Below are 22,300 nucleotides of genomic sequence, written 5' to 3'. Positions count from 1 at the left end.
GTGGGACGGGGGTTCGGGGCGATGCGGGGGAGTGGGGGCGCGCTTACGATATGGGGGTGGCCGGCCTCCTTCGTTCCGTGTGGCGCGAGCCTCGTCCTCCCGGCCCGCCCCTGCGGGTGTGGCGCGACTGGGCGCTCGTCGCGGTGCTCGTGCCGGCCGCGGTGATCGAGGGCGTGCTGCGGCCCGACCTCCGCTGGCCGGTGGTCTCGACGGCCGTCACCGTCGCGCTGATCCCCACGCTGCTGTGGCGCAGGACCAGGCCGCTGCTCATGGTCGCGCTCGTGTTCGGCGCCACGACCCTGGCCCCGCTGCTGACCGGTGGCGAGCCGGTGGAGACGTACACGCTGGCGTTCGTCACGATCGTGCTCTACGCGCTGTTCCGGTGGGGTTCCGGGCGCGAGGCCGTGATCGGGATGGCGGCCGGGCTGGTCGCGGTCGGCCTGTCGCTGGTGTCCGGACGCATGGCGCCCGGCGACGTCGTCCCGGCGCTCGGCGTGCTGGTCGCGACCGTCGGGCTGGGCAGCGCCTTCCGCTACCGGGCCGGCGCGCGGCTGCGCGAGCTCGACCAGGTCAAACTGCTCGAACGCGAACAGCTCGCCCGCGACCTGCACGACACCGTCGCTCACCACGTCTCGGCCATGGCCATCCGCGCCCAGGCGGGTCTGGCCACCGCCGCCTCCGAGCCGGGCGCGGCCACCGACGCGTTACGGGTGATCGAGGCCGAGGCGTCGCGCACGCTCGCCGAGATGCGGGCCATGGTCCGGGTGCTGCGCAGGAACGAGCCGGCGGAGCTGACCCCGGGCCGCCACCTCGACGACCTGCGGCGGCTCGCCGGACGCCCGCGCGTCGGCCCGGCGGTCGAGGTGGAGATCGCGGACGGGCTCGGCGACCTGCCGCCCTCGGCCGGCGCGGCGCTCTACCGCATCGCCCAGGAGTCGATCACCAACGCCCGGCGGCACGCCCGTCACGCCACCCACATCACCGTCCGGGTCACCGCCGACGACGCCGCCGTACTCCTGACGGTGAGCGACGACGGCGACCGCGCCGGCGGGGTCGCCGCCCCCGGGTACGGCCTGATCGGCATGATCGAACGCGCCGCCCTGCTCGGCGGCACCTGCGAGGCCGGCCCCAACCCCAACCGGGGCTGGACGGTCACCGCCGCCCTGCCGAAGGAGACCGCATGAAGGCCCGGCGGGAGGCCGCGGACGTGCGGAAGGAGGCGGTGTGAGCGACCGGCGGGAGGCCGCGGGAAGCGACCCGGAGGGCACGGCGGCCATCCGGGTGCTGGTCGCCGACGACCAGGAGATCGCGCGTACCGGGCTCAGGATGATCCTCGACGCCCAGCCCGGCATCGAGGTCGTCGGCGAGGCCGGCGACGGCAGGCGGGCCGTCGAGCTGGCCCGCCGCCTGCGCCCCGACGTGTGCCTGTTCGACATCCGCATGCCCGGCCTCGACGGCATCGCGGCCACCCGCGAGCTGGCCGGGCCCGACGTCGCCGACCCCATGGCGGTGGTCGTGATCACCACGTTCGACCTCGACGAGTACGTCTACGCCGCCCTGCGCGCCGGAGCCAGGGGTTTCCTGCTCAAGGACGCCGGCCCGGCGCTGCTCGCCCAGGCGGTGACCGCGGCGGCCGGCGGTGAGGCGCTCATCGCCCCGAGCGTGACCGCGCGCCTGCTGGCCGCGTTCGCCGGAGCCGGGCGTACGGAGGCGCCCGCGCAGCCGGTCGAGGCGCTCACCGGCCGCGAGGAGGAGATCCTGCGCGCCGTGGCCCGCGGCCGGACCAACAGCGAGATCGCCCGCGAGCTGCACATCTCGCTCAGCACGGTCAAGAGCCACGTCGCGAGCCTGATGACCAAGCTCGGCGTGCGCAACCGCGTCGAGATCGCCATGTGGGCCTACGAGACCGACCGCGTACGCACCTGACCTCTGAGGGTTCTGCGGACGACCCACTCGGCCACCGCCAGGTTGATCACCCAGCCCGCGCCGACGAGCAGCGCCCGGCCGAGCTCGCCGGGCGGCCCGAAGGCGGCCAGCCCGAACGCCAGGGTGAACGCCTGCGTGCCCGCGCCGAGCCCGATCGCGTACCCGCGGGTCATCCAGGCGCGATGCCGGGCCACGTCGCGCCGCCGGATCGCGGCCAGGCCGAGCAGGAGGCAGGCGGCCATGGCCGTCCCGAACAGCAACCGGAAGGCGGCCAGCAACATCCCGTCGCCGGCGGGAAGGTCGGAGAAGAGCGTCAGCCACACCCCCGACAGCGCCGCGACCAGCCCGCACGCCACCAGCACCCGCCCCGCCGCGCGGTGCCACCCCGGCCGCCCGGCCCGGAACCGGGCCTGGAACTGGAACGTGCCGAGGACGCAGAACACCAGGGAAGCCGGGATGTGCAGCAACACCGGCACGGGCATGGCGAAGAAGCGCGCGTTGTCCGCCGCCACGGGGGCGCCGGCGGCCAGTTCGGTCACCCGGATTGCGCCGGCGACCAGCGGGACGACGCTGAGCGCGACCAGCCCGGCGGGTGCGATCCATCTCATGCCTGAGAGCGTGCCGCCCGCGCCCGTGCCCGGTCATCGCGCGGACGGCCGGTCCTGGTTCGCACCATCGGCGGGCGGGCCGTCGTACTTTCGGCCATCGAGCCGTCGCCTTTCGACCGTTGAGCGTCCGCGCAGGTCACGCCCACACTGGCGGCACATCAGCGGCACGAGGGAGAAAACGATGAAGGCGTACGTCCTGCGCTCGTTCGGCTCGCCCGACCAGCTCGTCCTGACCGACGTCGAGCGGCCCGTGCCGCGCGACGACGAGGTGCTGGTCCGGGTGCGGGCCACGTCCGTGCAGCCCTACGACTGGCACTTCATGCGGGGGGAGCCGTACCTGGCCCGGGTCATGGGCGGCGGGGTCGGGCTGCGCCGGCCGCGCATCGCCGTCCTCGGGGCCGACGTGGCGGGGGAGGTCGAGGCGGCCGGCAAGGACGTCACGCTGTTCCGTCCCGGCGACGAGGTGTACGCGATGTCGCTCGGGGGCGGCTTCGGCGAGTACGTCTGCCTGCGGCAGGGCGAGGTGGCGCCCAGACCGGCGGGCCTGTCGTTCGAGCAGGCGGCGGCGGTGCCGATGGCGGCCAACACCGCGCTGATCGCGCTGCGCGACGAGGGACGCCTCCAGCCGGGCCAGAAAGTGCTGGTCAACGGCGCGTCCGGCGGCGTGGGCACGTTCGCCGTGCAGCTCGCCAAGGCGCTGGGGGCGCACGTCACGGGCGTGTGCAGCGGGCGCAACGCGGACCTGGTCCGCTCGCTCGGCGCGGACGACGTCATCGACCACACCAAGGAGGACTTCGCGGCGTCGGGCCGGCGCTTCGACCTGCTGCTCGACGTGGCGGGCGGCCGCCGGCTGGCGGACTGCCGCCGCGTGCTGACCAGGAAGGGCACGTACGTGCTGGTGGGCGGGCCGGCCGGCCGCTGGGTGCAGCCGGCCGGCCACATGTTCGCCGCGCTCGCGTCGGGGCCCTTCGTCCCGCAGCGGATCGTCAGGGCGGACGTCGTCCGCTGCGGGAGCAACAGGGCGAACCTGCTGACGCTGACCGGGCTGATCGAGCGGGGCGCGGTCACCCCGGTCATCGACCGGACCTTCCCCTTCGGCGAGCTCCCGGCGGCCGTCCGCTACCAGGAGGAGGGGCACGCCCCGGGGAAGGTCGTCGTCACAGGGTCGCGGTGAGCATGGCGGGGGCGGGGGCCTTCTGGAGCTGCTTGTAGTCGGCCCAGCGCTTGACGCCCTTGGGGTCGGGGCGTACCGCGCCGACGAAGGCCTGCCTGCGCCACTGCGACAGGCGTTCCTCCTTCACCACGTCGCCGGTGTGGGGGGAGTGGACCATGTAGCCGGGCTTGGAGATCATGCCGACGTGGCCGAGGCCGCTGAAGAACACCAGGTCGCCTGGCTTGAGGTCCTTCCAGGCGATCTTCCTTGAGAAGGCGCCGTACTGCTCCGCGGCGGTTCTGGGGAGCTCGATGCCGGCGTCCTCGTAGGCTCGGAGCATGAGGCCCGAGCAGTCGTAGCCCCGTTCGCTGGCGCCGCCCCACACGTACGGGGTGCCGCGCTTGTCCATGGCGTATTCGAGGGCGACCTTCCAGGCCGGTTTCGGCACGTGCCGTTCCTGGACCTGTTTCACCTGGGGGCCGGTGAGGGTGATGGAGGGGGTGGGGGCGGCCGGAGCGGCGGGAGCCGCGGGGGCGGCAGGCACGAGACCTGCGGCGCCCGCTGCCACCGCCACAAGGATGGCGATGCTAGACAGGGGACTGTCCTTCCACGTGGCCGACCGGGTTAGCTGACGGGCTCGGGCCTGGAAGTAGCCCTACGGCGGCTCCTCGGGGGAGGCGCAGCCGATTCGCCCCGGGGGGAAAGGTGGGTCCCCGGCTCCACGCAGCGGCTGCGTGGATTAGGCTCGTCGAACTCTAACGAAACGGTCAAAAGGTCGCAATCCCCCCAAAACGGATTGTCCGGTTGTTGAGATGATGTGTTCGTCAGCCGAGACGAGCCGGTAAGGTACCGCCCATGGAGTCGCGTAACATCCGCCTGGCCGTCATCCCCGGGGATGGCATCGGCGCCGAGGTCGTAGCCGAAGGGCTCAAGGTCCTGGAGGCCGTGGGCACGAAGATCGAGCCCACCCACTACGACCTGGGCGCAGCCCGCTACCACCGCACCGGCGAGACCCTGCCCGACGCGGTGCTCGAAGAGCTGCGCGGCTACGACGCGATCCTGCTCGGCGCCGTGGGCGACCCCAGCGTGCCGCCCGGCATCCTGGAGCGCGACCTGCTGCTCAAGCTCCGGTTCGAGTTCGACCACTACGTCAACCTGCGGCCGGTCAAGCTGTTCCCCGGCGTCGAGACCGCGCTGGCCGGCGCCACCGCCGAGCACATCGACATGGTCGTCGTCCGCGAGGGCACCGAGGGTCTCTACGCGGGCACCGGCGGCGTCATGCGCCGCGGCACGCCGCACGAGATCGCCACCCAGGAGTCGCTGAACACCGCCCACGGCGTCGAGCGCGTCGTGCGGTACGCCTTCCAGAAGGCTCAGTCGCGGCCCCGCAAGAAGCTCACGCTCGTCCACAAGACGAACGTGCTCACCTTCGCCGGCGACCTCTGGCAGCGCACGGTCGACCGCGTGGCCGCGGAGTTCCCCGACGTCACCACCGACTACAGCCACATCGACGCGGCCTCGATGTTCTTCGTCACCCAGCCCGAGCGCTTCGACGTGATCGTCACCGACAACCTGTTCGGCGACATCATCACCGACCTCGGCGCCGCGATCGCCGGCGGCATCGGCCTGGCGGCCAGCGGCAACATCAACCCCGAGCGCACCTCGCCGAGCATGTTCGAGCCGGTGCACGGCAGCGCGCCCGACATCGCCGGTCAGGGCAAGGCCGACCCGACCGCCACCATCCTGTCCGTGGGCATGCTCCTCGACCACCTCGGCCTGCACGCCGAGGCCGCCAAGGTCGAGCAGGCCGTGGCCGCCGACATCGCCGAGCGGGTGACCGGCCGCGCCGGCCGCACGACCAGCGAGATCGGCGACGACATCGCCGCGCGAGTAGCCGGCTAGGACCGCCTAGCCCCGCACGCGCCTGGCGGTCCGAACACGGACTGCCAGGCGCTTTTTCGCGTTCGCCGGATCTAACCACCCCAACTGCCTCTTGCCATCCCAAATCGCGAGACACTAGGAAGTACGAATACTGCTCGCGGGCAGTAGCTAACAGAATCAGCTTTCGAAGTCGCAGATTCGTAGAGAGAAGGACCTCCGTCATGACCATCGCTCAGAAGCTCAGCTTCGACGTGCAGCATTCCGACCACGCTCGCACCGCGGCCGAGCGGGAGCAGGTACTGGCGAACCCCGGATTCGGGCAGGTCTTCACCGACCACATGATCTCGATCGACTACACCGACGGCGAGGGCTGGCACGACGCCCGGCTCATGCCGTACGGGCCGCTCTCGCTCGACCCCGCGACCTCGGTCTTCCACTATGCGCAGGAGCTGTTCGAGGGCCTGAAGGCGTACCGGCAGATCTCCGGCTCGATCGCGACCTTCCGGCCGTACGCGAACGCCGCCCGCTTCAACCGCTCGGCCGAGCGCATGGCCATGCCCGAACTGCCGGAGGAGGCGTTCGTGGAGTCGCTGGAGCTGCTGGTCTCGGCCGACAAGGAGTGGGTGCCGACCACCGAGGGCCACAGCCTCTACCTGCGCCCGTTCATGTTCGCCACGCAGGCCGGGCTCGGCGTCAACTACCCGTCGAAGACCTACAAGTACATGGTGATCGCCTCGCCGGCGGCCTCGTACTTCAGCGGCGGCATCAAGCCCGTCTCGGTCTGGCTGTCCACCGAGTACACGCGCGCCGCGCCCGGCGGCACCGGCTTCGCCAAGTGCGGCGGCAACTACGCCGCCGCCTTCGTCGCCCAGCGCCAGGCCGTCGACAACGGCTGTGACCAGGTCGTCTGGCTCGACGCCCACAAGCACGAGTACGTCGAGGAGATGGGCGGGATGAACCTGTTCTTCGTCTTCGGCAACAAGCTCGTCACTCCGGCGCTCACCGGCACCCTGCTGCCCGGCATCACCCGGGAGTCGATCCTGGAGATGGCCGGCGACCTCGGCCTGGAGACCGAGGAGCGGCTGATCTCGGTGGACGAGTGGGAGTCCGCCTGCGCCTCCGGCGAGCTGACCGAGGTGTTCGCGTGCGGCACCGCCGCCGTGGTCACGCCGGTGGGCTCGGTCAGGGGCGACGACCGCTCCTGGACCATCGCCGACGGCACCCCCGGCCCGGTGACGATGCGGGTGCGCGAGGAGCTCGTCGGCATCCAGTACGGCGCCCGTCCCGACACCCGCAACTGGATCCACAAGATCGGCTAGAGCCGCGCGGACGGCCGGCGTCTCAGGCGCCGGCCTCCGTCAGGGCCGCGGTGTCGACGTGGAGGTTCCACGGGTCGGGCAGGAACACCGGCTCGCCCAGGGAGACGACGTTCTCGCTGCGGTAGCGCCGCCCGCCAGGCCCCCCGAACAGCGTCACCAGCCGCTGGAACGGGTCGATCACCAGGTAGAGCGGCACCCCGCCGCGCGCGTACCCGCCCGTCTTGACGAAGTGCACGTCGTACGTCGTGGCCACCGAGACGACGTCCACGAGCAGGATCGTCGAGGCGCCGTGGACGGCGTGCTCCTCGTGCAGCCGCGGCCGGCGCGGGACCACCGCCAGGTCGGGCACGTAGAGATCGTGGCCGGGGCCCAGGTAGACGGTGATGTTCGGCCAGATCTCCCAGCCCCGGACCGCCGCCGCGGCGGCGAGCTGGAACAACGTCCGGGACAGGATCGTGTTGTGCTGCCAGGTGCCCGGCTCGTTCACCACGATCCGGCCCTGGACCGTCTCGATGCGGAACTCGGGGAACAGTTCGCGCACGGTGCGGTAGCGCTCTTCCAGGGGCCTGACCATGCCGCCGTCCTCATGCTTTCCCGGGGGTTTCCAAAGGATCACTCAGAGTAACGGCGGCGGCGTCCCGCGATCTAGTGGTTCTTCCTGATCATCGTGATCCCGTCGGCGACCGGCAGCATCACCACGCTCACCCGGGGGTCCTCGATCACCAGGTCGTTGAACTCGCGGATCTGCACCGTCGTCGTCTCCGAGTGCGCCGGGTCGGCCACGTGGCCGCTGCGCAGCGTGTTGTCGGCCAGCAGCAGGCCGCCCGGCCGCAGCCGCTCGACCAGCAACTCGTAGTAACCGGGGTAGTTGCCCTTGTCGGCGTCGAGGAAGGCCAGGTCGATCGGCTCGTCGAAGGCGGCCAGCGTCTCCAGGGCGGGCCCGAGCGTCAGCGAGACGCGGTCGGTCACGCCCGCCCGCTCCCAGTAGCGCCGGGCGATGGACGTCCACTCCTCGCTCACGTCGAAGCAGTGCAGCCGCCCGCCGGACAACCCCCGCGCGATGCACACCGACGAGTAGCCGGTGAACGTGCCCACCTCGACCGCCACGGCCGGGGCCGTGAGCTGGGTCAGCATGGTCAGGAACCGGCCCTGGTCGGCGGAGATCTGCATCCTGGCGGCGTCGCCCGTCGCCTCGGCGGTCTCCCGCGCCAGCTCGTCGAGCAGGGGGTCGGGCGGGGTGGAGTGGTCGAGGATGTACCGGCCCACCGCGGGGTCGAGGAGGTTCGCCTTCATGAAGGTCATTCTCCCCTCACAGCGTTCTCTCATCGTCATCAGGTACCAATGAGGGAGCCGCCCCGGGCGGCTGTCCGGAGAGTGGTTCCGGCGTTGGTAGGGTCTGCGCGATCGGTGAGCTGGAAGTGGGCGGATGATGAAGCGGTTGGTTGCGGTCGCGGTCGCGTGTGCGGCGCTGGTGGTGCTCGGTGTGCTGGCCTTCTCGGAGCCGGGTGAGACGGCTGGGTCGGTACGCCTGACCAGGCAGCTAGACGGTTCGATGGTGCTGGCCGACAGGTCCGGCGACGCCCCCGTGCTCGACGTGTACGAGGACTTCGACTGCCCGATCTGCAAGGAGATGCACTCCAAGGTCGACGGCACGATCCAGAAGCTGGCCAGGGAGGGCAGGCTCAAGGTCGTCTTCCACCCCGTGACGATCTTCCAGGACGAGCCCATGCGCTCCAACTCCATCAGGGCCGCGGCCGCCGCCCGATGCGTGCCGGAGGAGAACTGGCTGGCCTTCAGGGACGAGCTCTACGCCATGCAGCCCGCCCCGCACGGCTCGGCCTCGGGCTTCACCGTGCAGGAGTTGGTGGCCGCCGCCAGGAAGGCCGGCGCCTCGGTGGACGAGTGCGTGACCTCGCAGTCGTACGCCAAGACCCACCTGGCGGAGACCTCGAAGATCCACATCCAGGGCACGCCGACCGTCCTGCTCGACGGGCAGCAGCTCGGCAACGAGGTGTTCGACCCGGCGGCCCTCGAACGCGCCGTCACCGGGGGCGCCGGCGTGCAAGTGTAAAGGTCGTGTCCACAAGCTGAGACCGATGTGCCAGATGGTGAATCCCTGTGGCAGACTGGCAGGCACCATGTTCTACGGTCTGCTCATTATCGGCAGGCGCGCTGGCTGACACAGGGACACCGCCAGCGCGCAGACCTCTCACGTCCGTGAGGGGTCTTTTTGTTTTCCAGGACACGGATCCGAAAGAAGAGACTTCATGGCCGACGACCGCTTCCACGTCTACGACACGACTCTGCGCGACGGCGCGCAGCAGGAAGGACTCAACCTCACCGTCGTCGACAAGCTCGCCATCGCACGGCAGCTGGACAGCCTGGGCGTCGGTTTCATCGAGGGGGGCTGGCCGGGCGCCAACCCCAAGGACACAGAGTTCTTCAGGCGCGCTCGAACAGAGCTCGACCTGAAGCACGCGCAGCTCGCCGCGTTCGGCGCGACCCGCCGGGCCGGTGTGAAGGCCGCCGACGACCCATTGGTAGCCGCATTGCGCGAATCCGGCGCGCCGGTCGTGACCCTTGTCGCCAAGAGCCACGACCGGCACGTGGAGCTGGCCCTCCGCACGACTCTCCAGGAGAACCTCGCGATGATCCGCGACACGGTCTCTCACCTTCGTGCGGAGGGACAGCGAGTCTTCCTCGACGCCGAGCACTTCTTCGACGGCTACACGTCCAATCCAGCCTACGCGCTGGAAGTGCTGCGGACCGCCGCCGAAGCCGGGGCCGACGTCATCGCCCTGTGCGACACGAACGGCGGCATGCTGCCCGACGAGCTGGCCGAGACCGTGCACGCGGCCGTCCAGACCGGGGCCCGCGTCGGCATCCACTGCCACGACGACACCGGCTGCGCCGTCGCCAACACCCTCGCCGCGGTCAAGGCGGGCGCCACGCACGTCCAGGGCTGCGCCAACGGCTACGGCGAGCGCTCGGGCAACGCCAACCTCTTCACCGTCGTCGCCAACCTCCAGCTCAAGCGCGGCTTCGACCTCGTGCCGCGGGAGGCGCTGGCGGACATGACCCGCATCGCCCACGCGATCACCGAGGTCACCAACGTCACCCCCAACTCGCACGCCCCCTACGTCGGCATGTCCGCCTTCGCCCATAAGGCCGGCCTGCACGCCAGCGCCATCAAGGTCGACCCCAACCTGTACCAGCACATCGACCCGGCCGCCGTGGGCAACGACATGCGCATGCTCGTCTCCGACATGGCCGGCCGCGCCTCCGTCGAGCTCAAGGGCCGCGAGCTGGGCTACGAGCTGACCCCCGAGCACACCAAGACGCTCGTCGAGCGCGTCAAGGAGCTGGAGTCGCAGGGCTTCACCTTCGAGGCCGCGGACGCGTCGTTCGAGCTGCTGCTGCGCGACACCGTCCAGGGGGCGCGCCGGCGGCACTTCGAGGTGGAGTCGTGGCGGGTGATCGTCGAGCGGACGAAGGGCGGCGAGCTGGTCAGCGAGGCCACCGTCAAGCTGCACGCCAAGGGCGAGCGCATCGTCGCCACCGGCGAGGGCAACGGCCCCGTGAACGCCCTGGACAAGGCCGTACGGCAGGGGCTTGAGCAGCTCTACCCCGAGCTGGCCAGGCTGGAGCTGGTGGACTACAAGGTCCGCATCCTCGAAGGCACCCACGGCACGGACGCCGTCACCCGCGTCCTCATCACCTCCAGCGACGACACCGCCGAGTGGGCGACGGTGGGGGTGGCCGAGAACATTATCGACGCCTCCTGGCAGGCGCTGGAGCAGGCGGTCACGTACGGCCTGCTGCGCGCCGGCCGCGACTGCAGCTGACCCCGGCGGCGGCGCGCGCCCCGAGCGGTTCCTGGGGTGCGCGCTCCGAGCGGGCTACGCTTTGGGGGCGCCGCGCGGCTGGGGGAGCTCAGGCGGAGATCGTCGAATGCGGCGGGGGCGACCACGATCCGCGCGGTCGCCGCCGCCCTGCTGTGCTCGGCTGCGATGAGCATCCCTGTGCACCGGATCAGGCGTCGGGCCACGTGTCCCTCATCTCGTCGTCGAGCGCCTCGCGGGCTGCGGCGACGTCGGTTTCGAAGTCGGGGTCCAGGGAGGCCGTGCTTCTCGCCAGGAACGCCTTGACCATCGTGGGAGCCGGTGCGATCACGGCGGCGGAGTTCCTGGACGCTTCGGTGGCGGTCATCACCTCATGGAATCAGGTCATCTGGTCGGGGGGACGTCGTCCGGGGAGTCGCCGGGGCGGACGAGGCCGGATTCGTAGGCGTGGCGGACCATCTGGGCGCGGTCGCGGAGGGCGAGTTTGGCCAGCAGGCGGTTGATGTGGGTGCTGACGGTCGCCTCCGTGATGGACAGCGTGCCGGCGATCTCGGTGTTGGACAGGCCGTGCGCCACCAGCCGCAGCACCTCCTCCTCCCGGGCGGTCACCCCCGTGGCCGCCGGCGACGGGGCGGGGGCCGTACGCCGGTAGGCCGCCACGACGCGGCCGGTGACCGCCGGGTCGAGCAGGACGTCGTCCCGCGCGGCGCTGCGGATGGCGGCGAACAGGTGCTCGGGTGGCGACACCTTGAGCAGGAACCCGCTGACCCCGGCGTGCAGCGCGAGGTCGAGGTTCTCGTCGGTGTCGTAGGTGGTCAGCATGATCACTCGTGGGGGCGCCGGGGTCGCGAGGATGCGGCGGGCGGCCGCGGGCGGGGTTGGCGGGCTGGTGGTTCCCGGCGGGCGTGCTGGCGGGCATCGTGGTGTGGCTGTTCGGCGCGAGCGCGTGGAACCTGGTACTCGGGATCGGCGGCCCGGTCATCCTGCTGGCCGCGTTCGGCGCCGTCGGCGTGTCGATCATCCGCACGCCGGCGCGGCGGGAGCGGGCGGCCTAGAGGCGGTCGGGGCCGCCGTCCTCGTCCAGCCAGGCCACGACGTGGGTGGTGAAGCTGTCCACGAGGGTCAGGGGTTCGCCGGCCAGCACGAGGAGGGCGACGAGCTGGTTGACGCCGAACGCGCGCTCCCAGGTGACCGCCCGCCGGTAGGTGCCGGCGTCGACGGCGTCGCGCAGGTGCTCCCAGCCGTGCCAGCCCATGAAGGCCGCGTCGATCGCCGGGTCGAACAGGTGGGCCCGGTCCCAGTCGAGGACGCCGACCAGCTTGCCGTCGGCGTCCCAGTGGACGTTGTCGCCGACGAGGTCGCCGTGGACCAGCGAGTCGGGGACCTGTTCCAGGGCCAGGGCGTCGTCGAGGCGCCGGAGGCCCTCCTCCCGCCACCTGGCCGGGAAGCGCGGGACGACCTCTTCGGCGAGGATCGTGCTCCAGCTCGCGGGCCCGGCGTACGAGCGCGGGGCGGGCAGCAGGGCGCGCAGCTCCGGGGTGACGGGCAGCTCGCGGAGGGCGCCGAGCAGCTCGCCGATCAGGGCCGGGTCGCCCTGGCCCGCGCCGAGACCGGCGCCGTCCAGCCAGGACACGGCCACGGCGGCGCGCTCCCCGAACGTCGTCACCGGCGTCAGCGGCTCGGGCACCGCGAACGGCAGCCCGGCGGCCGCGATCGCGCGCAGCAGCTCGGTCCGCCGCGGCAGCGCCGCGCTCACGCTCGGCCGACGGCCGACCCGCACGGCCGCCACCCCGGGGAGCAGCACGACGTCGTGCATCCCGCCGGGGGCGAGCCGCGCACTGCCGAGGGGAGCGCCGGGCACGAGCGCGTCGGCGATCTCCAGCAGGTCAGAGGGCACGGGCTCGCTCATCGGCTCATCTCTTCCGAAGGGGAGGGGGTACGCGTAGAGCCTACGCGGGTCCTGACCGGTGCCCGGCCTCCATACGATGGGGTCCCATGAGCTTCAGTGTGCTCGGCGTGCACGCCCACCCGGACGACGAGGCGATCTGGACCGGCGGCACCCTCGCCAAATACGCCGACGAGGGCGCCACGACCGCCGTCGTCACCTGCACCTGGGCCGAGGGCACCCAGCGGGCGCAGGAGCTGGAACGGGCCCTCGACATCCTCGGCGCGGGCAAGCCCCGGCTGCTCGGCCTCGCCGACGCGGGCAAGCCCGAGTCCGCCCCCGGCCGTCCGCGCTTCCTCGACGTGCCGTTCGACGAGGCGGTGGGCCTGCTGGTCGAGCACATCAGAGCCGTCCGGCCCGACGTCGTGCTCACCTTCGACGGCTTCGGCGGCTACGGTCATCCCGACCACGTGCACGTGCACCGGGTCACCCTGGCCGCGGTCGAGGCGGCCGGCTACGACCAGCTCTACCCCGGTACGGGCGACCCCTGGCGGCCGCACGCGCTTTACCTGGCGACCGTCCCGCGCTCGGTCGTGACGGCCCACTGGCGGGCGGTCTTCGGCGCCGATCCGGAGCCGGGCCAGGCCCTGCCCGGCGTCCCCGACCACCAGGTGTCGGCCGCGATCGACGTGTCGCGCTGGTCGGAGCGCAAGTGGGCGGCCATGCTCGCCCACGAGTCCGAGGTGGAGCGCGGCGCGTCGATGACCATGCTGACCGGGCTGCCGGAGCGGGCCCGCGCCCAGATGCTCGCCAACGAGTGGTACCGCCGGATCGCCTTCTAGACCGGCTAGAGCAGGCCCGCGGAGAGGGTCTCGCCCTCGACCTTGAGCTTGCCCCCCGAGCACGACACCTTGGGCGAGTCGGTGCCCGGCACGATCACCGTCAGCAGCGACTTCGCCGCCGGCGACACCACCACGTTGGTCGCGTCCTTGGCCAGGTAGGTGGGCGAGACCCAGCCCAGCTCGCCGCCGCGCTCCACCTTCTGGCCGCCGACCCGCTCGCACGCGGAGAACTGCATCAGCGTCACCTTGAAGGCGCCGTCGGCCAGCACCACCTTGCCGCCGCCGGTCGAGACGACCTTGTACGAGGGCGCGAACCGCCACAGGTTCCTGACCTTCTTGCCCCCGGAGGCCGTGTCGAGCACCGCCATCAGGTCCTGGCCGTGGTTCACCAGCACCGAACGCGTCCGGCTCACGCCGTAGGCCCGGTCCGTGAGGCGGAAGGCCTGCCGGTCCTTGCCGTAGGAGGTCTTGGTCAGCTTGGACGAGGTGCGCGGCCGGAACCGGGCCCCCTCGACCGTCGGCACGTTGTGCGCCTCGGGGGAGAGCGTCCAGTAGCGGTAGGCGCTCTTCTCGTAGGAATGGAAGCCGCCGTCCATGAGGATGTCGCGGCCCTGCGCGTAGTACGTCACGCCCAGGTGGTCCTCGTGCCCGTGGAACTTCATGCCGGGCCCGAACCTGATCGAGTAGTACGACGAGTCCGGCTTGCCCCAGGCCGTCCGGCCGTAGACGTAACCGGCCTTGTAGACCTTGACCTTCTGCTTCGGGGTGCCGGTCTCCATCTTCGGCTCGGTCTCGGCGCTGCCGTCGCCGATCGGGACCATGTAGCCGTTGGGCATCGTGGAGTGGGCGATGAAGTCCTTCAGCGCCTCGGCCCGCCGGCTGATCTCGGCCGGCACCTTGCGGTCGCACGCCTTCATGTTGGTGATGGCGACCTGGAGGCGGCCGTACACGTAGACGGCGTAGCGGGGGGCCTGCTCCATGAGCGCGCCCTGGGAGTCGACGTCGAGCTTGACCGTGCCGGTGAGCCGCCTGGAGGCCAGGCTCGACCAGTCGGAGCGGCCGTACCGGCAGCCGATGCCCATGAGGGCGATGTCCTGGTCGATGCCGTGGTTGTGGCCCTTCTTGTACAGCCGCGCGTCCGACAGCAGCCTGGCGTGGTCGGCCAGGCTGTCCTTCAGCCAGCTGTCCTTGACGTGCATGCTCAGGCACAACAACGGCTGCGTGCGCAGCGAGACCGGGTGGTCCTTCCACACGTACGGCTTGGTGGCGGCGGCCCCGCGCCGGTTGTTCGCCACCCAGTCCTTGGTGATCTCGGTGGCACGATCCAGGTAACGCCGCTCGCCGGTGTTCTCGTAGGCCACGACCAGCGTGCCCATCCAGCGCAACGACTGGAAGACGAACTCCCACGACCGGTTCCGGTACGGGCTCGCCCCCCAGTCGATGTCCTTGCCCAGCTTGTACGCCGGCAGCCCCACCAGCGAGATCTCGCCCTTCATGACGTCCTCGGCCGTCGGCGTGCCCGGCAGCCAGTCGCCTTGGCACTGCGCGGTACGGGTCACCTTGTCGGCGGCCTGCGCCGGGCTCGTCAGCCCGCCGAGCGCGAGCGTGAGGGCAAGAGGTATCGCGAGCCGGCGCACGCCAGGGTTCCTTCCGGACAAGAAAGTGAGGGCGGGACATGCTTTCGGAATCACGATCAACCGGTCAAGTCGCGTACCGGATCGTTAACGGCCCGATGCCCGCCGGTGCCTCCGGCAGCGCGGATGTCATGCTGGAGCCGTGAGATTCGACGACATCGTGCTGCCCGACACGCCCGCCTGCCGCGGCGCGCTGGAGGTGGCCACGCGCTACCAGTCACCCTCGCTGCTCAACCACTCCATACGCGCGTACCTGTGGGCCGCCGCCTACGCCCGGAGCAGGGCGATCGACTTCGACGCCGAGCTGCTCTACGTGTCGTCCATGCTGCACGACATCGGCCTGGTCGCCGAGTTCGACAGCCAGACGGTGCCGTTCGAGGAGGCCGGCGGGCACGTGGCCTGGGCCTTCTGCGCGGGGGCCGGCTGGTCGCCCGAGCGCCGGCTGCGCGCCTCCGAGGTGATCATCCGGCACATGTGGGAGGAGGTGCCGGTGGAGGAGGACCCGGAGGGCCACCTGCTGGAGCTGTCCACCGGCATGGACATCTCCGGCCGGCGCACCGAGGACATCCCCGACGGCGTGCGGCGCGAGGTGCTGGAGCGCTACCCGCGGCTGGAGATCGCCAAGGAGTTCGCCGCCTGCATCGCCGACCAGGGCGCGCGCAAGCCGTCGAGCTACGCCGGCCGGTTCGTGCGCGGCGGGATCGCCGACCGCATCGCCGCCAACCCCCTCGACGCCTAACCCTTGGGCCCGGCGCTCTGCACGACGTCGAAGCTCCACACCTGGGAGTCCGTCGCCGCCGGGCCCTGCCCGTGACCGTGCCCCTGGCCGTGACCCTGCCCCGCGGCGGCCTGGGCGTGGCCGCGCTGGAAGGCCTGGCCCTGCTGCCAGGTCCGGAAGTCCTCCTCGCTGCGCCAGCGCGTGTAGACGAGGTACTGGTCGGTGCCCTCGACTGGCCGCAGCAGCTCGAACCACTCGAACCCGTCGGCCGACTCCACCATCCCGGCCCGGCCGGAGAACCGCCGCTCCAGCTCCTCCCGCATCTCGGCGGGCACGGTCAGGACGTTGATCTTCACGATGGACAACGGAGGACCCCTCTCGGCGAAGCCTTAGCGCACGACCCGCTGCGTCGCAGGTGAGGGCTCCAGGCTAACGCGGGCCACCGCCGGTACGTGATCCCTGTCCAGCGCGTCCCGCAGGTTCGGCAGGGTGACCCGGGACAGGTGCTCGCTCAGCTCGCTCATCGGGGCGGCCTCGTCGGCGGCCACGCGCAGCCGTACCTCTGGGTGGCCGCGCGGGCCGACCAGGTCGGCGTCGGCGTTCAGGACGGCGGGGCTGGCCGCGACGTCGGCGGCGACCGCGTGGGCCATCCCGCCCGCCGCGATCTCGGTGACGCCGTCCGGGCCGGCCTCCAGGCGCAGCCGGGTGCGGGCGTCCCTGCGGCCCTGCGCGACCAGCCAGCGCAGGGCCAGCAGCGCGACCAGGACCGACACGGCGGCCACGGCCCACCACACGGGCGGGCTGTTGCGGGCGAAGAACCCGCGCACGCCGGCGTCCACGATCGGCGTGGACGGCCCCAGCAGCCCGCGGGCCAGCGTCAGCCCGCCGAGCGCGGCCAGCACCAGCCCGACCAGGGCCAGCCCCCACCGGTTGCCGCGGCCGGTCTTCCTGTTCATCGGCGCTCCTTGACGTTGACCGCCACCCGGTACGGCTCCACCGGGTCCAGCCCGGCGAGCCTGGTGAGGACGGCTTCGCGCACGGCCCGGCCGAAGCCCTCGTCGTCCCAGCCGGACGTGGCGGGCGTGACGGCGACCGTATGGCCGCGCAGGCTGGCGTGCGCCGAGCGCACCCCGGGCACCTCCTCGGCGGCGTGCTCCAGGGCCCTGGTGAAGCTCTTGGGACGCACACCGATGATCAGGTCGGGGTCGCCGGTCCGCACGGGGACCATCCGCGGCCGTCCCGGCACCAGGGCGGCGATCAGCAGCGCCAGGCCCGCCAGCGCCACGATCGCGGCCCCGGTCAGGACCAGCGGGTCCGACCACGGCGTCGTGGCCGCCCACGCCAGCATCCGGTCGTAGGGCAGCCATCGCAACGGGCTGCCCACCAGCGCGGACACCGTCTCGGCGGCGACCAGCAGCCCCAGCAGCGTGAGCAGGACGGCGACCACGATGGCCGGCACCCGGCGCTGCGGCCGGAACGCGCGCACCGCGGCCCGGTCGGCGCCCTTGTCCCGCGGCGGCGCCGCCCCCGGCTCGCCCCGATGCGCCCCCGCTCCGCCCGCCGGTACGGCCCCCGGCTTCTCCACGGGCTCCTCGGACGGGAGCGGGCGGGTCATGCCGGGCCTCCCGCCAGATCGGTCATGATCACGTCGAGGCGGGTGACGTCCAGGCCGGTCTGCATGGCCACCCGGTTGCGCACGTGCTCCCGCAGCCGCGCGGCCACGGCGTGCAGCGGCGCCGGGTAGGCGACGGTCACGTCCAGCTTCAGGGTGGCCCGCTCGCCGCGCACCTCGGCGCTGGACGAGTGCGTCCACGGCGCCCCGCCCAGCCGCACGTCGAGCACCTCGGGCACCTCCCGCGCCGCGCAGCAGGCGATCTTGGTGACCACCCGCTCGGAGATCTCGGTACGGCCCCGCCGCTCGGGCTCGGCCGACGGCGCGAGCCGCTGCCGGGGAACCGTGACGTGGGCGGTGGTGGTCATCGCCGCCTCGCGGTCAGGCCGGACAGGTTCAGCTCGCCGGTCTCGGCGACCTTGCCGACCAGGAAGCCGACCGCGCCGAGCACGAGGACGAGCAGGAACGCGCCGAGGCCGCCGAAGGCCCCCGCGAGTCCGAGGATGATGCCGACCGCCATGCCGATGACCGGCAGCCAAGGGACGTTGCTCATGATGCCTCCACCACGTCGATCACCACGTCGTCGATGTGCACGTTCACGGGACGTCCGCCGCCCGGCTCCCACACCGCCTGGCGGACGTCCTCGGCGGTCTCGGGCAGCGGCCGTACCAGGGTCGCCACGATGGCGATCTCCACCGTGTCCCCGTCGGCCGAGACGCCCATGACCCGCGCCCCGGGCAGGTACGTCGCCACCGTCCCGAACGGGCCGCCGGAGAGCCCCGCCACCCCCGGGCAGGCCCGTACGAGCTCGGCCAGCGTCTCGGCCTCCGCCTTGGCGTCGGCGTCGGCGTCGTCCCGCGTGTAGGCGGTGGCGCCGGGCCCGGTCATTGGACCCGGGGCTCCGGCTGCTCGATGGCCTCGCGGCGACCGTCGCCCCTGTCCCTGTCCCTGTCGCGGTCCTGGCCGGGCAGGTGCACGTCGTCCACCCTGATGTTGACCTCGGTCACCTCCAGGCCGCACATGCGCTCGACCGCCGCGATGACGTTCCTGCGCACGGCCGCGGCCAGGTCGGGGATGGCAGTGCCGTACTCGGCGACCAGGTCCATGTCCACGGCCGCCTGGCGCTCGCCGACCTCGACCGAGACGCCCTGGGCGACGCTGCGCTCCCCGCCGACCATCCCGCGCACGTTGCCGAGCGCCCTGGCGGCGCCGCCGCCCATGGCGTGCACGCCGGATACCTCGCGTGCGGCCAGTCCGGCGATCTTGGCGACGACGACGTCGTCGATGCTCGTCGTGCCCTTGTCGGTGACCAGCGAAGTCGCCGGCCCGCCCTCCTGCGTTCTGGCCCGCGGTACGGCAGAAGTCTGGTTGACCATCGTGTCCGGCACGTTCCGTCACCCCCTAGAAGTCTCTGATAAGCAGAGATATCCGCTTAACCGCCACCGATGCCCCACAAAACGGACTCTGGGGGCATTTATGGAGAGTTCCTGACTTTTTTGCCGGTGGGCGGACCCCTCCGGCGGCGGCGATAGCCTTGTCAGGTGCGTATAGCGAGGTTCTCCACAGGCGAAGGCGTGTCGTTCGGCGTGGTCGAAGGCGGCCCTGGAGAGGAGTTCGTCTCCACGGTCTCCGGCCATCCGTTCGGCCAGGTGCAGTTCACCGGCGAGCGCTTCCCGCTGTCCCAGGTGAAGCTGCTGGCCCCGATGCTGCCGAGCAAGGTCGTCGCCATCGGCAGGAACTACGCCGAGCACGCCCGCGAGATGGGCAACGAGGTGCCCGACGAGCCGCTCATCTTCATGAAGCCGTCCACGTCGGTGATCGGCCACGGCGAGGCCATCGCCTACCCGACCTCGCTGTCCGACCGGGTCGACTACGAGGGCGAGCTGGCCGTGGTGATCGGCAGGCTCTGCCGCGACGTGCCCGTCGACCGGGTCAAGGACGTCATCTTCGGCTACACCTGCGCCAACGACGTCACCGCCCGCGACCTGCAGAAGAAGGACGTGCAGTTCACCCGGGCCAAGAGCTTCGACACGTTCTGCCCGCTCGGGCCCTGGATCCAGACCGATCTCGACGCGAGCGACCTGGCGCTGACCACCACGGTCAACGGCGAGATCCGGCAGAGCGGCCGCACCAGCCAGCTCATCAACGACATCCCCGCGCTGGTCGCCTACGTCAGCGCCGTCATGACGCTGATCCCCGGCGACGTCATCCTGACCGGCACCCCGGCGGGCATCGGCCCGCTGGAGATCGGCGACGAGGTCAGCGTCGGCATCGAAGGCATCGGCACTCTCACGAACAAGGTGGTCTCCCGTGACTGATCTACGGGTGCGTTTCGCCCCGTCCCCGACCGGCATGTTCCACGTCGGCGGCGCCCGCACGGCGCTGTTCAACTGGGCCCTCGCCGAACAGTCCGGCGGCCGCTTCGTCCTGCGCGTCGAGGACACCGACGCCACGCGCAACCGTCCGGAGTGGACCGAGGGCATCATCTCGGCGCTCGACTGGATCGGCATCAACGGCACCAACCCGGTGTTCGAGGGCCCCTACTTCCAGTCGGCCTACGAGCCGCAGCACCGCGAGGCCGTGGCCAAGCTGCTGGCCGACGGCAAGGCGTACCACTGCGACTGCACCCGCGAGACCCTGGTGGCCCGCACCGGCTCCGAGCACAAGGGCTACGACGGGTTCTGCCGCGAGCGCGGCCTGACCGAGGGCGCGGTGCGCTTCCGCACCCCCGACGAGGGCGTCACCCTCGTCGAAGACCTGATCAGGGGCAACGTCGAGTTCCCCAACGAGGCCCAGGAAGACTTCGTGATCGCCCGCACCGACGGCTCGCCGCTCTACGTGCTGGCCAACGCCGTCGACGACATCACCCAGGGCATCACGCACGTCGTGCGCGGCGAGGAGCACCTCGGCAACGCCGCCAAGCAGGTGCTGCTGTGGCCGGCGCTCGGCTCCACCCCGCCGGTCTGGGCCCACCTGCCGGTGATCGTCAACGAGCAGCGCAAGAAGCTGTCCAAGCGCCGCGACAAGGTGGCCCTGGAGGACTACCGCGACGAGGGCTACCTGGCCGAGGCCATGGTCAACTACCTCATGCTGCTCGGCTGGGGCCCCGGCGAGGACCGCGAGATCATGCCGTGGGCGGAGATGGTCCCGCTGTTCAGGCTGGAGGACGTCAACTCCGCCAGCGCCTTCTTCGACGAGAAGAAGCTGCGGGCCTTCAACGGCGAGTACATCAGGGCCCTGCCGTTGGAGACCTTCGAGGAGCGCTGCTCGCCCTACCTCGACCCCGCCTGGGACCGCGAGCTGTTCAGCAAGGTCGCGGCGCTGGCCCAGACCCGCATCGGCGTGCTGTCGGAGATCCGGCAGAACGTCGACTTCCTCTTCCTCGACGAGCCCGTCTTCGACCAGCCGTCCTGGGACAAGGCGATGAAGAACTCCCCGGTGGAGATCCTCGACGGCTATCTCGACCGCCTCCAGACGGTCGCCTGGGACCCGGACTCGCTCAAGGAGGCCCTGGAGGAGGTCGGCGCGCCGCTCGGGCTCAAGCTGGGCAAGACCCAGGCCCCCGTGCGCGTGGCGATCACCGGCCGGACGGTGGGCCTGCCGCTGTTCGAGTCGATCGAGGTGCTCGGGCGCGAGCGCTCCATGGAGCGGATCCGAGCGGCGCTAGCGCGCCTGCGAGGCTGAGCGACGACCCGACGGCCATCGACAGCCACACCCCCGTGACGCCGAGCCACGAGCTCAGCAGATAGGCGAGGGGCAGCTGCACCGCGAAGCCCGCCAGCGTGGCGGCGAGCAGGCGGCTGCCCCTTCCGCTCGCCTGGAGCACCCCGCCGACGGCGATCAGCCCGCCGAACGGCACCAGGTAGAGCGCCATCCAGCGCAGGAAGCCCACGGCCACCGCCGGGTCGTCGGTGAACAGCCCGGCCGCGGGCACGGCCGCCAGGTTGAGCACCACCGCGACCACCGCCCCCGTCACCAGCCCGAGCCGCAGCGGTGACCCGACCGGCTCCGACCGCGCGGTGCGGATCATCGCCGCCTGGCGCAGCGCGTAGAAGACCATGACGCCGGCCAGCATGATCTTCTGGCCGATGCCGTACCCGGCGACCTCGGCCGTGCCGAACCCGGCCACGATCTCCACCAGCGCCATGCCCACCAGGGAGCGGGCCAGGAAGTCGCCCGACATGGGCAGGCCGGTCCGCAGCACCTCGCCGGCGAGCAGGCCGTCGCCGCCGGCGGCGCGGAGCCGTACGAGGGAGGTCGACGCCACCCCGAGCGTGACCAGCCGCGCCGCCACGGTGGCCAGCGCGGCCCCCTGGACGCCCAGGTCGAGGCCGTAGATGAACAGCGGGTCCAGGACGATCACCAGGGCGTTGCAGATCAGCGCGTTCCGCATGGGGGTCTTCGTGTCGCCCAGCCCCTTGAGGACGCCGTCCACGACGGTCTGGGCGAAGAACACCGGCAGCCCCGCCAGCGAGACCAGGAAGAAGCCGGCCGTCGGCCCGGGATCGTCGGTGAACAGGGCCGCCAGCGGCTCGCGCAGCAACACGCCGGGGACGGCGACGGCGAGCGAGAACGCGGCCCACAACACCCAGCCCGTCCTGATCACGGGCCCGATCGGCGCGTGCCCGTCACGCCGCCCGATCAGCACGGTAACCCCCGTCGGGACGGCCAGGAACAGCCCGTAGGCCAGGTATTCGGCCGTGGTGCCCACGGTGACGGCCGCGATGGCGCCCTCCCCGAGCCCCGAGACCCACAGCAGGTCGATCACCCCCACCGCCACCACGGCGGTGAGCAGCTCCACGTAGATGGGGAGAGCCAGCCGGAACATCTATACCTCGATTCGTTGTATCTCGTTTAGAGGTATAGCGTTACGATGCGCG

28 protein-coding genes and 1 riboswitch are annotated in these 22,300 nt (G+C 71.7%); of the genes, 12 read left to right on the top strand and 16 right to left on the bottom strand.

Features of this window, described 5'->3' with window-relative positions:
• Positions 1 to 50: 50 nt before the first annotated feature.
• Positions 51 to 1,184 carry a sensor histidine kinase gene (locus tag ACIBQ6_RS08675; protein WP_397210778.1) on the top strand — a complete coding sequence of 378 codons (1,134 nt, stop codon included), beginning with the start codon at positions 51 to 53 and terminating at the stop codon, positions 1,182 to 1,184.
• 40 nt (positions 1,185 to 1,224) lie between these two features.
• Positions 1,225 to 1,926 carry a response regulator transcription factor gene (locus ACIBQ6_RS08670; protein WP_358288611.1) on the top strand — a complete coding sequence of 234 codons (702 nt, stop codon included), beginning with the start codon at positions 1,225 to 1,227 and terminating at the stop codon, positions 1,924 to 1,926.
• Here ACIBQ6_RS08670 and ACIBQ6_RS08665 read toward each other — a convergent pair.
• A complete protein-coding gene (locus ACIBQ6_RS08665; protein ID WP_397210776.1) occupies positions 1,899 to 2,534 on the bottom strand; it encodes a DUF2306 domain-containing protein in 636 nt (211 codons plus the stop codon). The two genes, ACIBQ6_RS08670 and ACIBQ6_RS08665, sit on opposite strands and share 28 nt — an antisense overlap.
• Before the next feature lie 181 nt (positions 2,535 to 2,715).
• On the opposite strand from ACIBQ6_RS08665, the gene ACIBQ6_RS08660 reads away from it, so the two are divergent.
• Entirely contained in the window at positions 2,716 to 3,708 is a 993-nt protein-coding gene (locus tag ACIBQ6_RS08660; RefSeq protein WP_358288606.1) for an NAD(P)-dependent alcohol dehydrogenase, read from the top strand.
• Here ACIBQ6_RS08660 and ACIBQ6_RS08655 read toward each other — a convergent pair.
• A complete protein-coding gene (locus tag ACIBQ6_RS08655) occupies positions 3,692 to 4,255 on the bottom strand; it encodes a C40 family peptidase (RefSeq protein ID WP_358288603.1) in 564 nt (187 codons plus the stop codon). The genes ACIBQ6_RS08660 and ACIBQ6_RS08655 overlap by 17 nt on opposite strands.
• A 30-nt stretch (positions 4,256 to 4,285) precedes the next feature.
• Positions 4,286 to 4,443: riboswitch (cyclic di-AMP (ydaO/yuaA leader) on the bottom strand.
• Positions 4,444 to 4,542: 99 nt separating this feature from the next.
• On the opposite strand from ACIBQ6_RS08655, the gene ACIBQ6_RS08650 reads away from it, so the two are divergent.
• Positions 4,543 to 5,589, top strand: coding sequence for a 3-isopropylmalate dehydrogenase (locus tag ACIBQ6_RS08650; protein WP_397210774.1), 1,047 nt, complete (start codon positions 4,543 to 4,545; stop codon positions 5,587 to 5,589).
• Positions 5,590 to 5,789: 200 nt separating this feature from the next.
• Positions 5,790 to 6,887: a branched-chain amino acid aminotransferase gene (locus ACIBQ6_RS08645; RefSeq protein WP_352352192.1), complete on the top strand. Its 1,098-nt coding sequence runs from the start codon at positions 5,790 to 5,792 to the stop codon at positions 6,885 to 6,887.
• Between the two features lie 22 nt (positions 6,888 to 6,909).
• Here the strand turns inward: ACIBQ6_RS08645 and ACIBQ6_RS08640 are convergent, their stop codons facing one another.
• A complete protein-coding gene (locus ACIBQ6_RS08640; RefSeq protein WP_358288597.1) occupies positions 6,910 to 7,461 on the bottom strand; it encodes a Uma2 family endonuclease in 552 nt (183 codons plus the stop codon).
• Positions 7,462 to 7,532: 71 nt separating this feature from the next.
• Positions 7,533 to 8,180 (bottom strand): O-methyltransferase, encoded by a 648-nt coding sequence (locus ACIBQ6_RS08635; protein WP_352319024.1) that lies wholly within the window; start codon positions 8,178 to 8,180, stop codon positions 7,533 to 7,535.
• Between the two features lie 133 nt (positions 8,181 to 8,313).
• Here ACIBQ6_RS08635 and ACIBQ6_RS08630 point away from each other — a divergent pair, with 133 nt between their 5' ends.
• A complete protein-coding gene (locus tag ACIBQ6_RS08630; protein ID WP_358288594.1) occupies positions 8,314 to 8,958 on the top strand; it encodes a thioredoxin domain-containing protein in 645 nt (214 codons plus the stop codon).
• Positions 8,959 to 9,154: 196 nt separating this feature from the next.
• Positions 9,155 to 10,732 (top strand): citramalate synthase, encoded by a 1,578-nt coding sequence (gene cimA, locus ACIBQ6_RS08625; RefSeq protein ID WP_358288591.1) that lies wholly within the window; start codon positions 9,155 to 9,157, stop codon positions 10,730 to 10,732.
• Positions 10,733 to 10,919: 187 nt separating this feature from the next.
• On the opposite strand, the gene ACIBQ6_RS08620 is transcribed toward cimA, so the two are convergent.
• Both ACIBQ6_RS08620 and ACIBQ6_RS08615 read right to left on the bottom strand, forming a co-directional pair.
• A complete protein-coding gene (locus ACIBQ6_RS08620) occupies positions 10,920 to 11,096 on the bottom strand; it encodes a hypothetical protein (protein ID WP_358288588.1) in 177 nt (58 codons plus the stop codon).
• Between the two features lie 17 nt (positions 11,097 to 11,113).
• A complete protein-coding gene (locus ACIBQ6_RS08615; protein WP_397210771.1) occupies positions 11,114 to 11,551 on the bottom strand; it encodes a LuxR C-terminal-related transcriptional regulator in 438 nt (145 codons plus the stop codon).
• A 56-nt stretch (positions 11,552 to 11,607) separates the two neighbouring features.
• Here ACIBQ6_RS08615 and ACIBQ6_RS08610 point away from each other — a divergent pair, with 56 nt between their 5' ends.
• Positions 11,608 to 11,784, top strand: a complete 177-nt coding sequence (locus ACIBQ6_RS08610; RefSeq protein ID WP_397210769.1) for a hypothetical protein — start codon at positions 11,608 to 11,610, stop codon at positions 11,782 to 11,784.
• Here the strand turns inward: ACIBQ6_RS08610 and ACIBQ6_RS08605 are convergent.
• Positions 11,781 to 12,638: a phosphotransferase gene (locus ACIBQ6_RS08605; protein WP_397210767.1), complete on the bottom strand. Its 858-nt coding sequence runs from the start codon at positions 12,636 to 12,638 to the stop codon at positions 11,781 to 11,783. The genes ACIBQ6_RS08610 and ACIBQ6_RS08605 overlap by 4 nt on opposite strands.
• 86 nt (positions 12,639 to 12,724) lie before the next feature.
• Here ACIBQ6_RS08605 and ACIBQ6_RS08600 point away from each other — a divergent pair, with 86 nt between their 5' ends.
• The gene (locus ACIBQ6_RS08600) at positions 12,725 to 13,456 is read left to right on the top strand and encodes a PIG-L family deacetylase (protein ID WP_397172481.1); all 732 of its coding nucleotides are present in this window, start codon (positions 12,725 to 12,727) and stop codon (positions 13,454 to 13,456) included.
• A gap of 5 nt (positions 13,457 to 13,461) precedes the next feature.
• Here ACIBQ6_RS08600 and ACIBQ6_RS08595 read toward each other — a convergent pair whose 3' ends face one another.
• Entirely contained in the window at positions 13,462 to 15,093 is a 1,632-nt protein-coding gene (locus ACIBQ6_RS08595; protein WP_397210765.1) for a heparinase II/III family protein, read from the bottom strand.
• Between the two features lie 139 nt (positions 15,094 to 15,232).
• Here ACIBQ6_RS08595 and ACIBQ6_RS08590 point away from each other — a divergent pair, with 139 nt between their 5' ends.
• Positions 15,233 to 15,829, top strand: a complete 597-nt coding sequence (locus tag ACIBQ6_RS08590) for an HD domain-containing protein (RefSeq protein ID WP_358288572.1) — start codon at positions 15,233 to 15,235, stop codon at positions 15,827 to 15,829.
• Here ACIBQ6_RS08590 and ACIBQ6_RS08585 read toward each other — a convergent pair.
• From ACIBQ6_RS08585 to ACIBQ6_RS08555, 7 genes are read right to left on the bottom strand one after another with little or no spacing between them, the layout of a single operon-like run.
• Positions 15,826 to 16,173, bottom strand: coding sequence for an antibiotic biosynthesis monooxygenase (locus tag ACIBQ6_RS08585; RefSeq protein WP_358288569.1), 348 nt, complete (start codon positions 16,171 to 16,173; stop codon positions 15,826 to 15,828). The two genes, ACIBQ6_RS08590 and ACIBQ6_RS08585, sit on opposite strands and share 4 nt — an antisense overlap.
• Before the next feature lie 24 nt (positions 16,174 to 16,197).
• On the bottom strand, positions 16,198 to 16,764 hold the full coding sequence (locus ACIBQ6_RS08580; RefSeq protein WP_358288568.1) for an alkaline shock response membrane anchor protein AmaP: 567 nt from the start codon (positions 16,762 to 16,764) through the stop codon (positions 16,198 to 16,200).
• The gene (locus tag ACIBQ6_RS08575) at positions 16,761 to 17,423 is read right to left on the bottom strand and encodes a DUF6286 domain-containing protein (protein WP_397210762.1); all 663 of its coding nucleotides are present in this window, start codon (positions 17,421 to 17,423) and stop codon (positions 16,761 to 16,763) included. Before ACIBQ6_RS08575 ends, ACIBQ6_RS08580 begins: the two co-directional genes overlap by 4 nt.
• A complete protein-coding gene (locus ACIBQ6_RS08570; protein ID WP_397164606.1) occupies positions 17,420 to 17,788 on the bottom strand; it encodes an Asp23/Gls24 family envelope stress response protein in 369 nt (122 codons plus the stop codon). The genes ACIBQ6_RS08575 and ACIBQ6_RS08570 overlap by 4 nt, the downstream gene beginning before the upstream one ends.
• Positions 17,785 to 17,973: a hypothetical protein gene (locus ACIBQ6_RS08565; RefSeq protein WP_352352177.1), complete on the bottom strand. Its 189-nt coding sequence runs from the start codon at positions 17,971 to 17,973 to the stop codon at positions 17,785 to 17,787. The genes ACIBQ6_RS08570 and ACIBQ6_RS08565 overlap by 4 nt, the downstream gene beginning before the upstream one ends.
• Positions 17,970 to 18,308: a hypothetical protein gene (locus ACIBQ6_RS08560; protein WP_397210760.1), complete on the bottom strand. Its 339-nt coding sequence runs from the start codon at positions 18,306 to 18,308 to the stop codon at positions 17,970 to 17,972. Before ACIBQ6_RS08560 ends, ACIBQ6_RS08565 begins: the two co-directional genes overlap by 4 nt.
• A complete protein-coding gene (locus tag ACIBQ6_RS08555; RefSeq protein WP_397210954.1) occupies positions 18,305 to 18,796 on the bottom strand; it encodes an Asp23/Gls24 family envelope stress response protein in 492 nt (163 codons plus the stop codon). Before ACIBQ6_RS08555 ends, ACIBQ6_RS08560 begins: the two co-directional genes overlap by 4 nt.
• A 165-nt stretch (positions 18,797 to 18,961) precedes the next feature.
• Between ACIBQ6_RS08555 and ACIBQ6_RS08550 the strand changes: the two genes are divergently transcribed.
• Positions 18,962 to 19,738: a fumarylacetoacetate hydrolase family protein gene (locus ACIBQ6_RS08550; protein ID WP_352319059.1), complete on the top strand. Its 777-nt coding sequence runs from the start codon at positions 18,962 to 18,964 to the stop codon at positions 19,736 to 19,738.
• 34 nt (positions 19,739 to 19,772) lie between these two features.
• A complete protein-coding gene (gene gltX / locus ACIBQ6_RS08545) occupies positions 19,773 to 21,104 on the top strand; it encodes a glutamate--tRNA ligase (protein WP_387671299.1) in 1,332 nt (443 codons plus the stop codon).
• Here gltX and ACIBQ6_RS08540 read toward each other — a convergent pair.
• Entirely contained in the window at positions 20,998 to 22,248 is a 1,251-nt protein-coding gene (locus tag ACIBQ6_RS08540) for an MATE family efflux transporter (protein WP_397210758.1), read from the bottom strand. The two genes, gltX and ACIBQ6_RS08540, sit on opposite strands and share 107 nt — an antisense overlap.
• Positions 22,249 to 22,300 lie beyond the last annotated feature (52 nt).

Source organism: Nonomuraea sp. NPDC049655, assembly GCF_044465465.1.
Classification (GTDB): domain Bacteria; phylum Actinomycetota; class Actinomycetes; order Streptosporangiales; family Streptosporangiaceae; genus Nonomuraea.
This window is presented reverse-complemented; position numbering and strand designations above follow the sequence as displayed.

Bases quoted from the DNA above. Each gene is read 5' to 3' on its own strand.
- ACIBQ6_RS08675 (WP_397210778.1), top strand. From the start codon at position 51: ATGGGGGTGGCCGGCCTCCTTCGTTCCGTGTGGCGCGAGCCTCGTCCT.
- ACIBQ6_RS08615 (WP_397210771.1), bottom strand. From the start codon at position 11,551: ATGCTGACCACCTACGACACCGACGAGAACCTCGACCTCGCGCTGCAC.
- ACIBQ6_RS08570 (WP_397164606.1), bottom strand. From the start codon at position 17,788: ATGACCACCACCGCCCACGTCACGGTTCCCCGGCAGCGGCTCGCGCCG.
- ACIBQ6_RS08645 (WP_352352192.1), top strand. From the start codon at position 5,790: ATGACCATCGCTCAGAAGCTCAGCTTCGACGTGCAGCATTCCGACCAC.
- ACIBQ6_RS08665 (WP_397210776.1), bottom strand. From the start codon at position 2,534: ATGAGATGGATCGCACCCGCCGGGCTGGTCGCGCTCAGCGTCGTCCCG.
- ACIBQ6_RS08575 (WP_397210762.1), bottom strand. From the start codon at position 17,423: ATGACCCGCCCGCTCCCGTCCGAGGAGCCCGTGGAGAAGCCGGGGGCC.
- ACIBQ6_RS08605 (WP_397210767.1), bottom strand. From the start codon at position 12,638: ATGAGCGAGCCCGTGCCCTCTGACCTGCTGGAGATCGCCGACGCGCTC.
- ACIBQ6_RS08650 (WP_397210774.1), top strand. From the start codon at position 4,543: ATGGAGTCGCGTAACATCCGCCTGGCCGTCATCCCCGGGGATGGCATC.
- gltX (WP_387671299.1), top strand. From the start codon at position 19,773: ATGTTCCACGTCGGCGGCGCCCGCACGGCGCTGTTCAACTGGGCCCTC.
- cimA (WP_358288591.1), top strand. From the start codon at position 9,155: ATGGCCGACGACCGCTTCCACGTCTACGACACGACTCTGCGCGACGGC.
- ACIBQ6_RS08565 (WP_352352177.1), bottom strand. From the start codon at position 17,973: ATGAGCAACGTCCCTTGGCTGCCGGTCATCGGCATGGCGGTCGGCATC.
- ACIBQ6_RS08540 (WP_397210758.1), bottom strand. From the start codon at position 22,248: ATGTTCCGGCTGGCTCTCCCCATCTACGTGGAGCTGCTCACCGCCGTG.
- ACIBQ6_RS08560 (WP_397210760.1), bottom strand. From the start codon at position 18,308: ATGACCGGGCCCGGCGCCACCGCCTACACGCGGGACGACGCCGACGCC.
- ACIBQ6_RS08600 (WP_397172481.1), top strand. From the start codon at position 12,725: ATGAGCTTCAGTGTGCTCGGCGTGCACGCCCACCCGGACGACGAGGCG.
- ACIBQ6_RS08640 (WP_358288597.1), bottom strand. From the start codon at position 7,461: ATGGTCAGGCCCCTGGAAGAGCGCTACCGCACCGTGCGCGAACTGTTC.
- ACIBQ6_RS08555 (WP_397210954.1), bottom strand. From the start codon at position 18,796: ATGGTCAACCAGACTTCTGCCGTACCGCGGGCCAGAACGCAGGAGGGC.
- ACIBQ6_RS08620 (WP_358288588.1), bottom strand. From the start codon at position 11,096: ATGACCGCCACCGAAGCGTCCAGGAACTCCGCCGCCGTGATCGCACCG.
- ACIBQ6_RS08660 (WP_358288606.1), top strand. From the start codon at position 2,716: ATGAAGGCGTACGTCCTGCGCTCGTTCGGCTCGCCCGACCAGCTCGTC.
- ACIBQ6_RS08580 (WP_358288568.1), bottom strand. From the start codon at position 16,764: ATGAACAGGAAGACCGGCCGCGGCAACCGGTGGGGGCTGGCCCTGGTC.
- ACIBQ6_RS08635 (WP_352319024.1), bottom strand. From the start codon at position 8,180: ATGAAGGCGAACCTCCTCGACCCCGCGGTGGGCCGGTACATCCTCGAC.
- ACIBQ6_RS08630 (WP_358288594.1), top strand. From the start codon at position 8,314: ATGATGAAGCGGTTGGTTGCGGTCGCGGTCGCGTGTGCGGCGCTGGTG.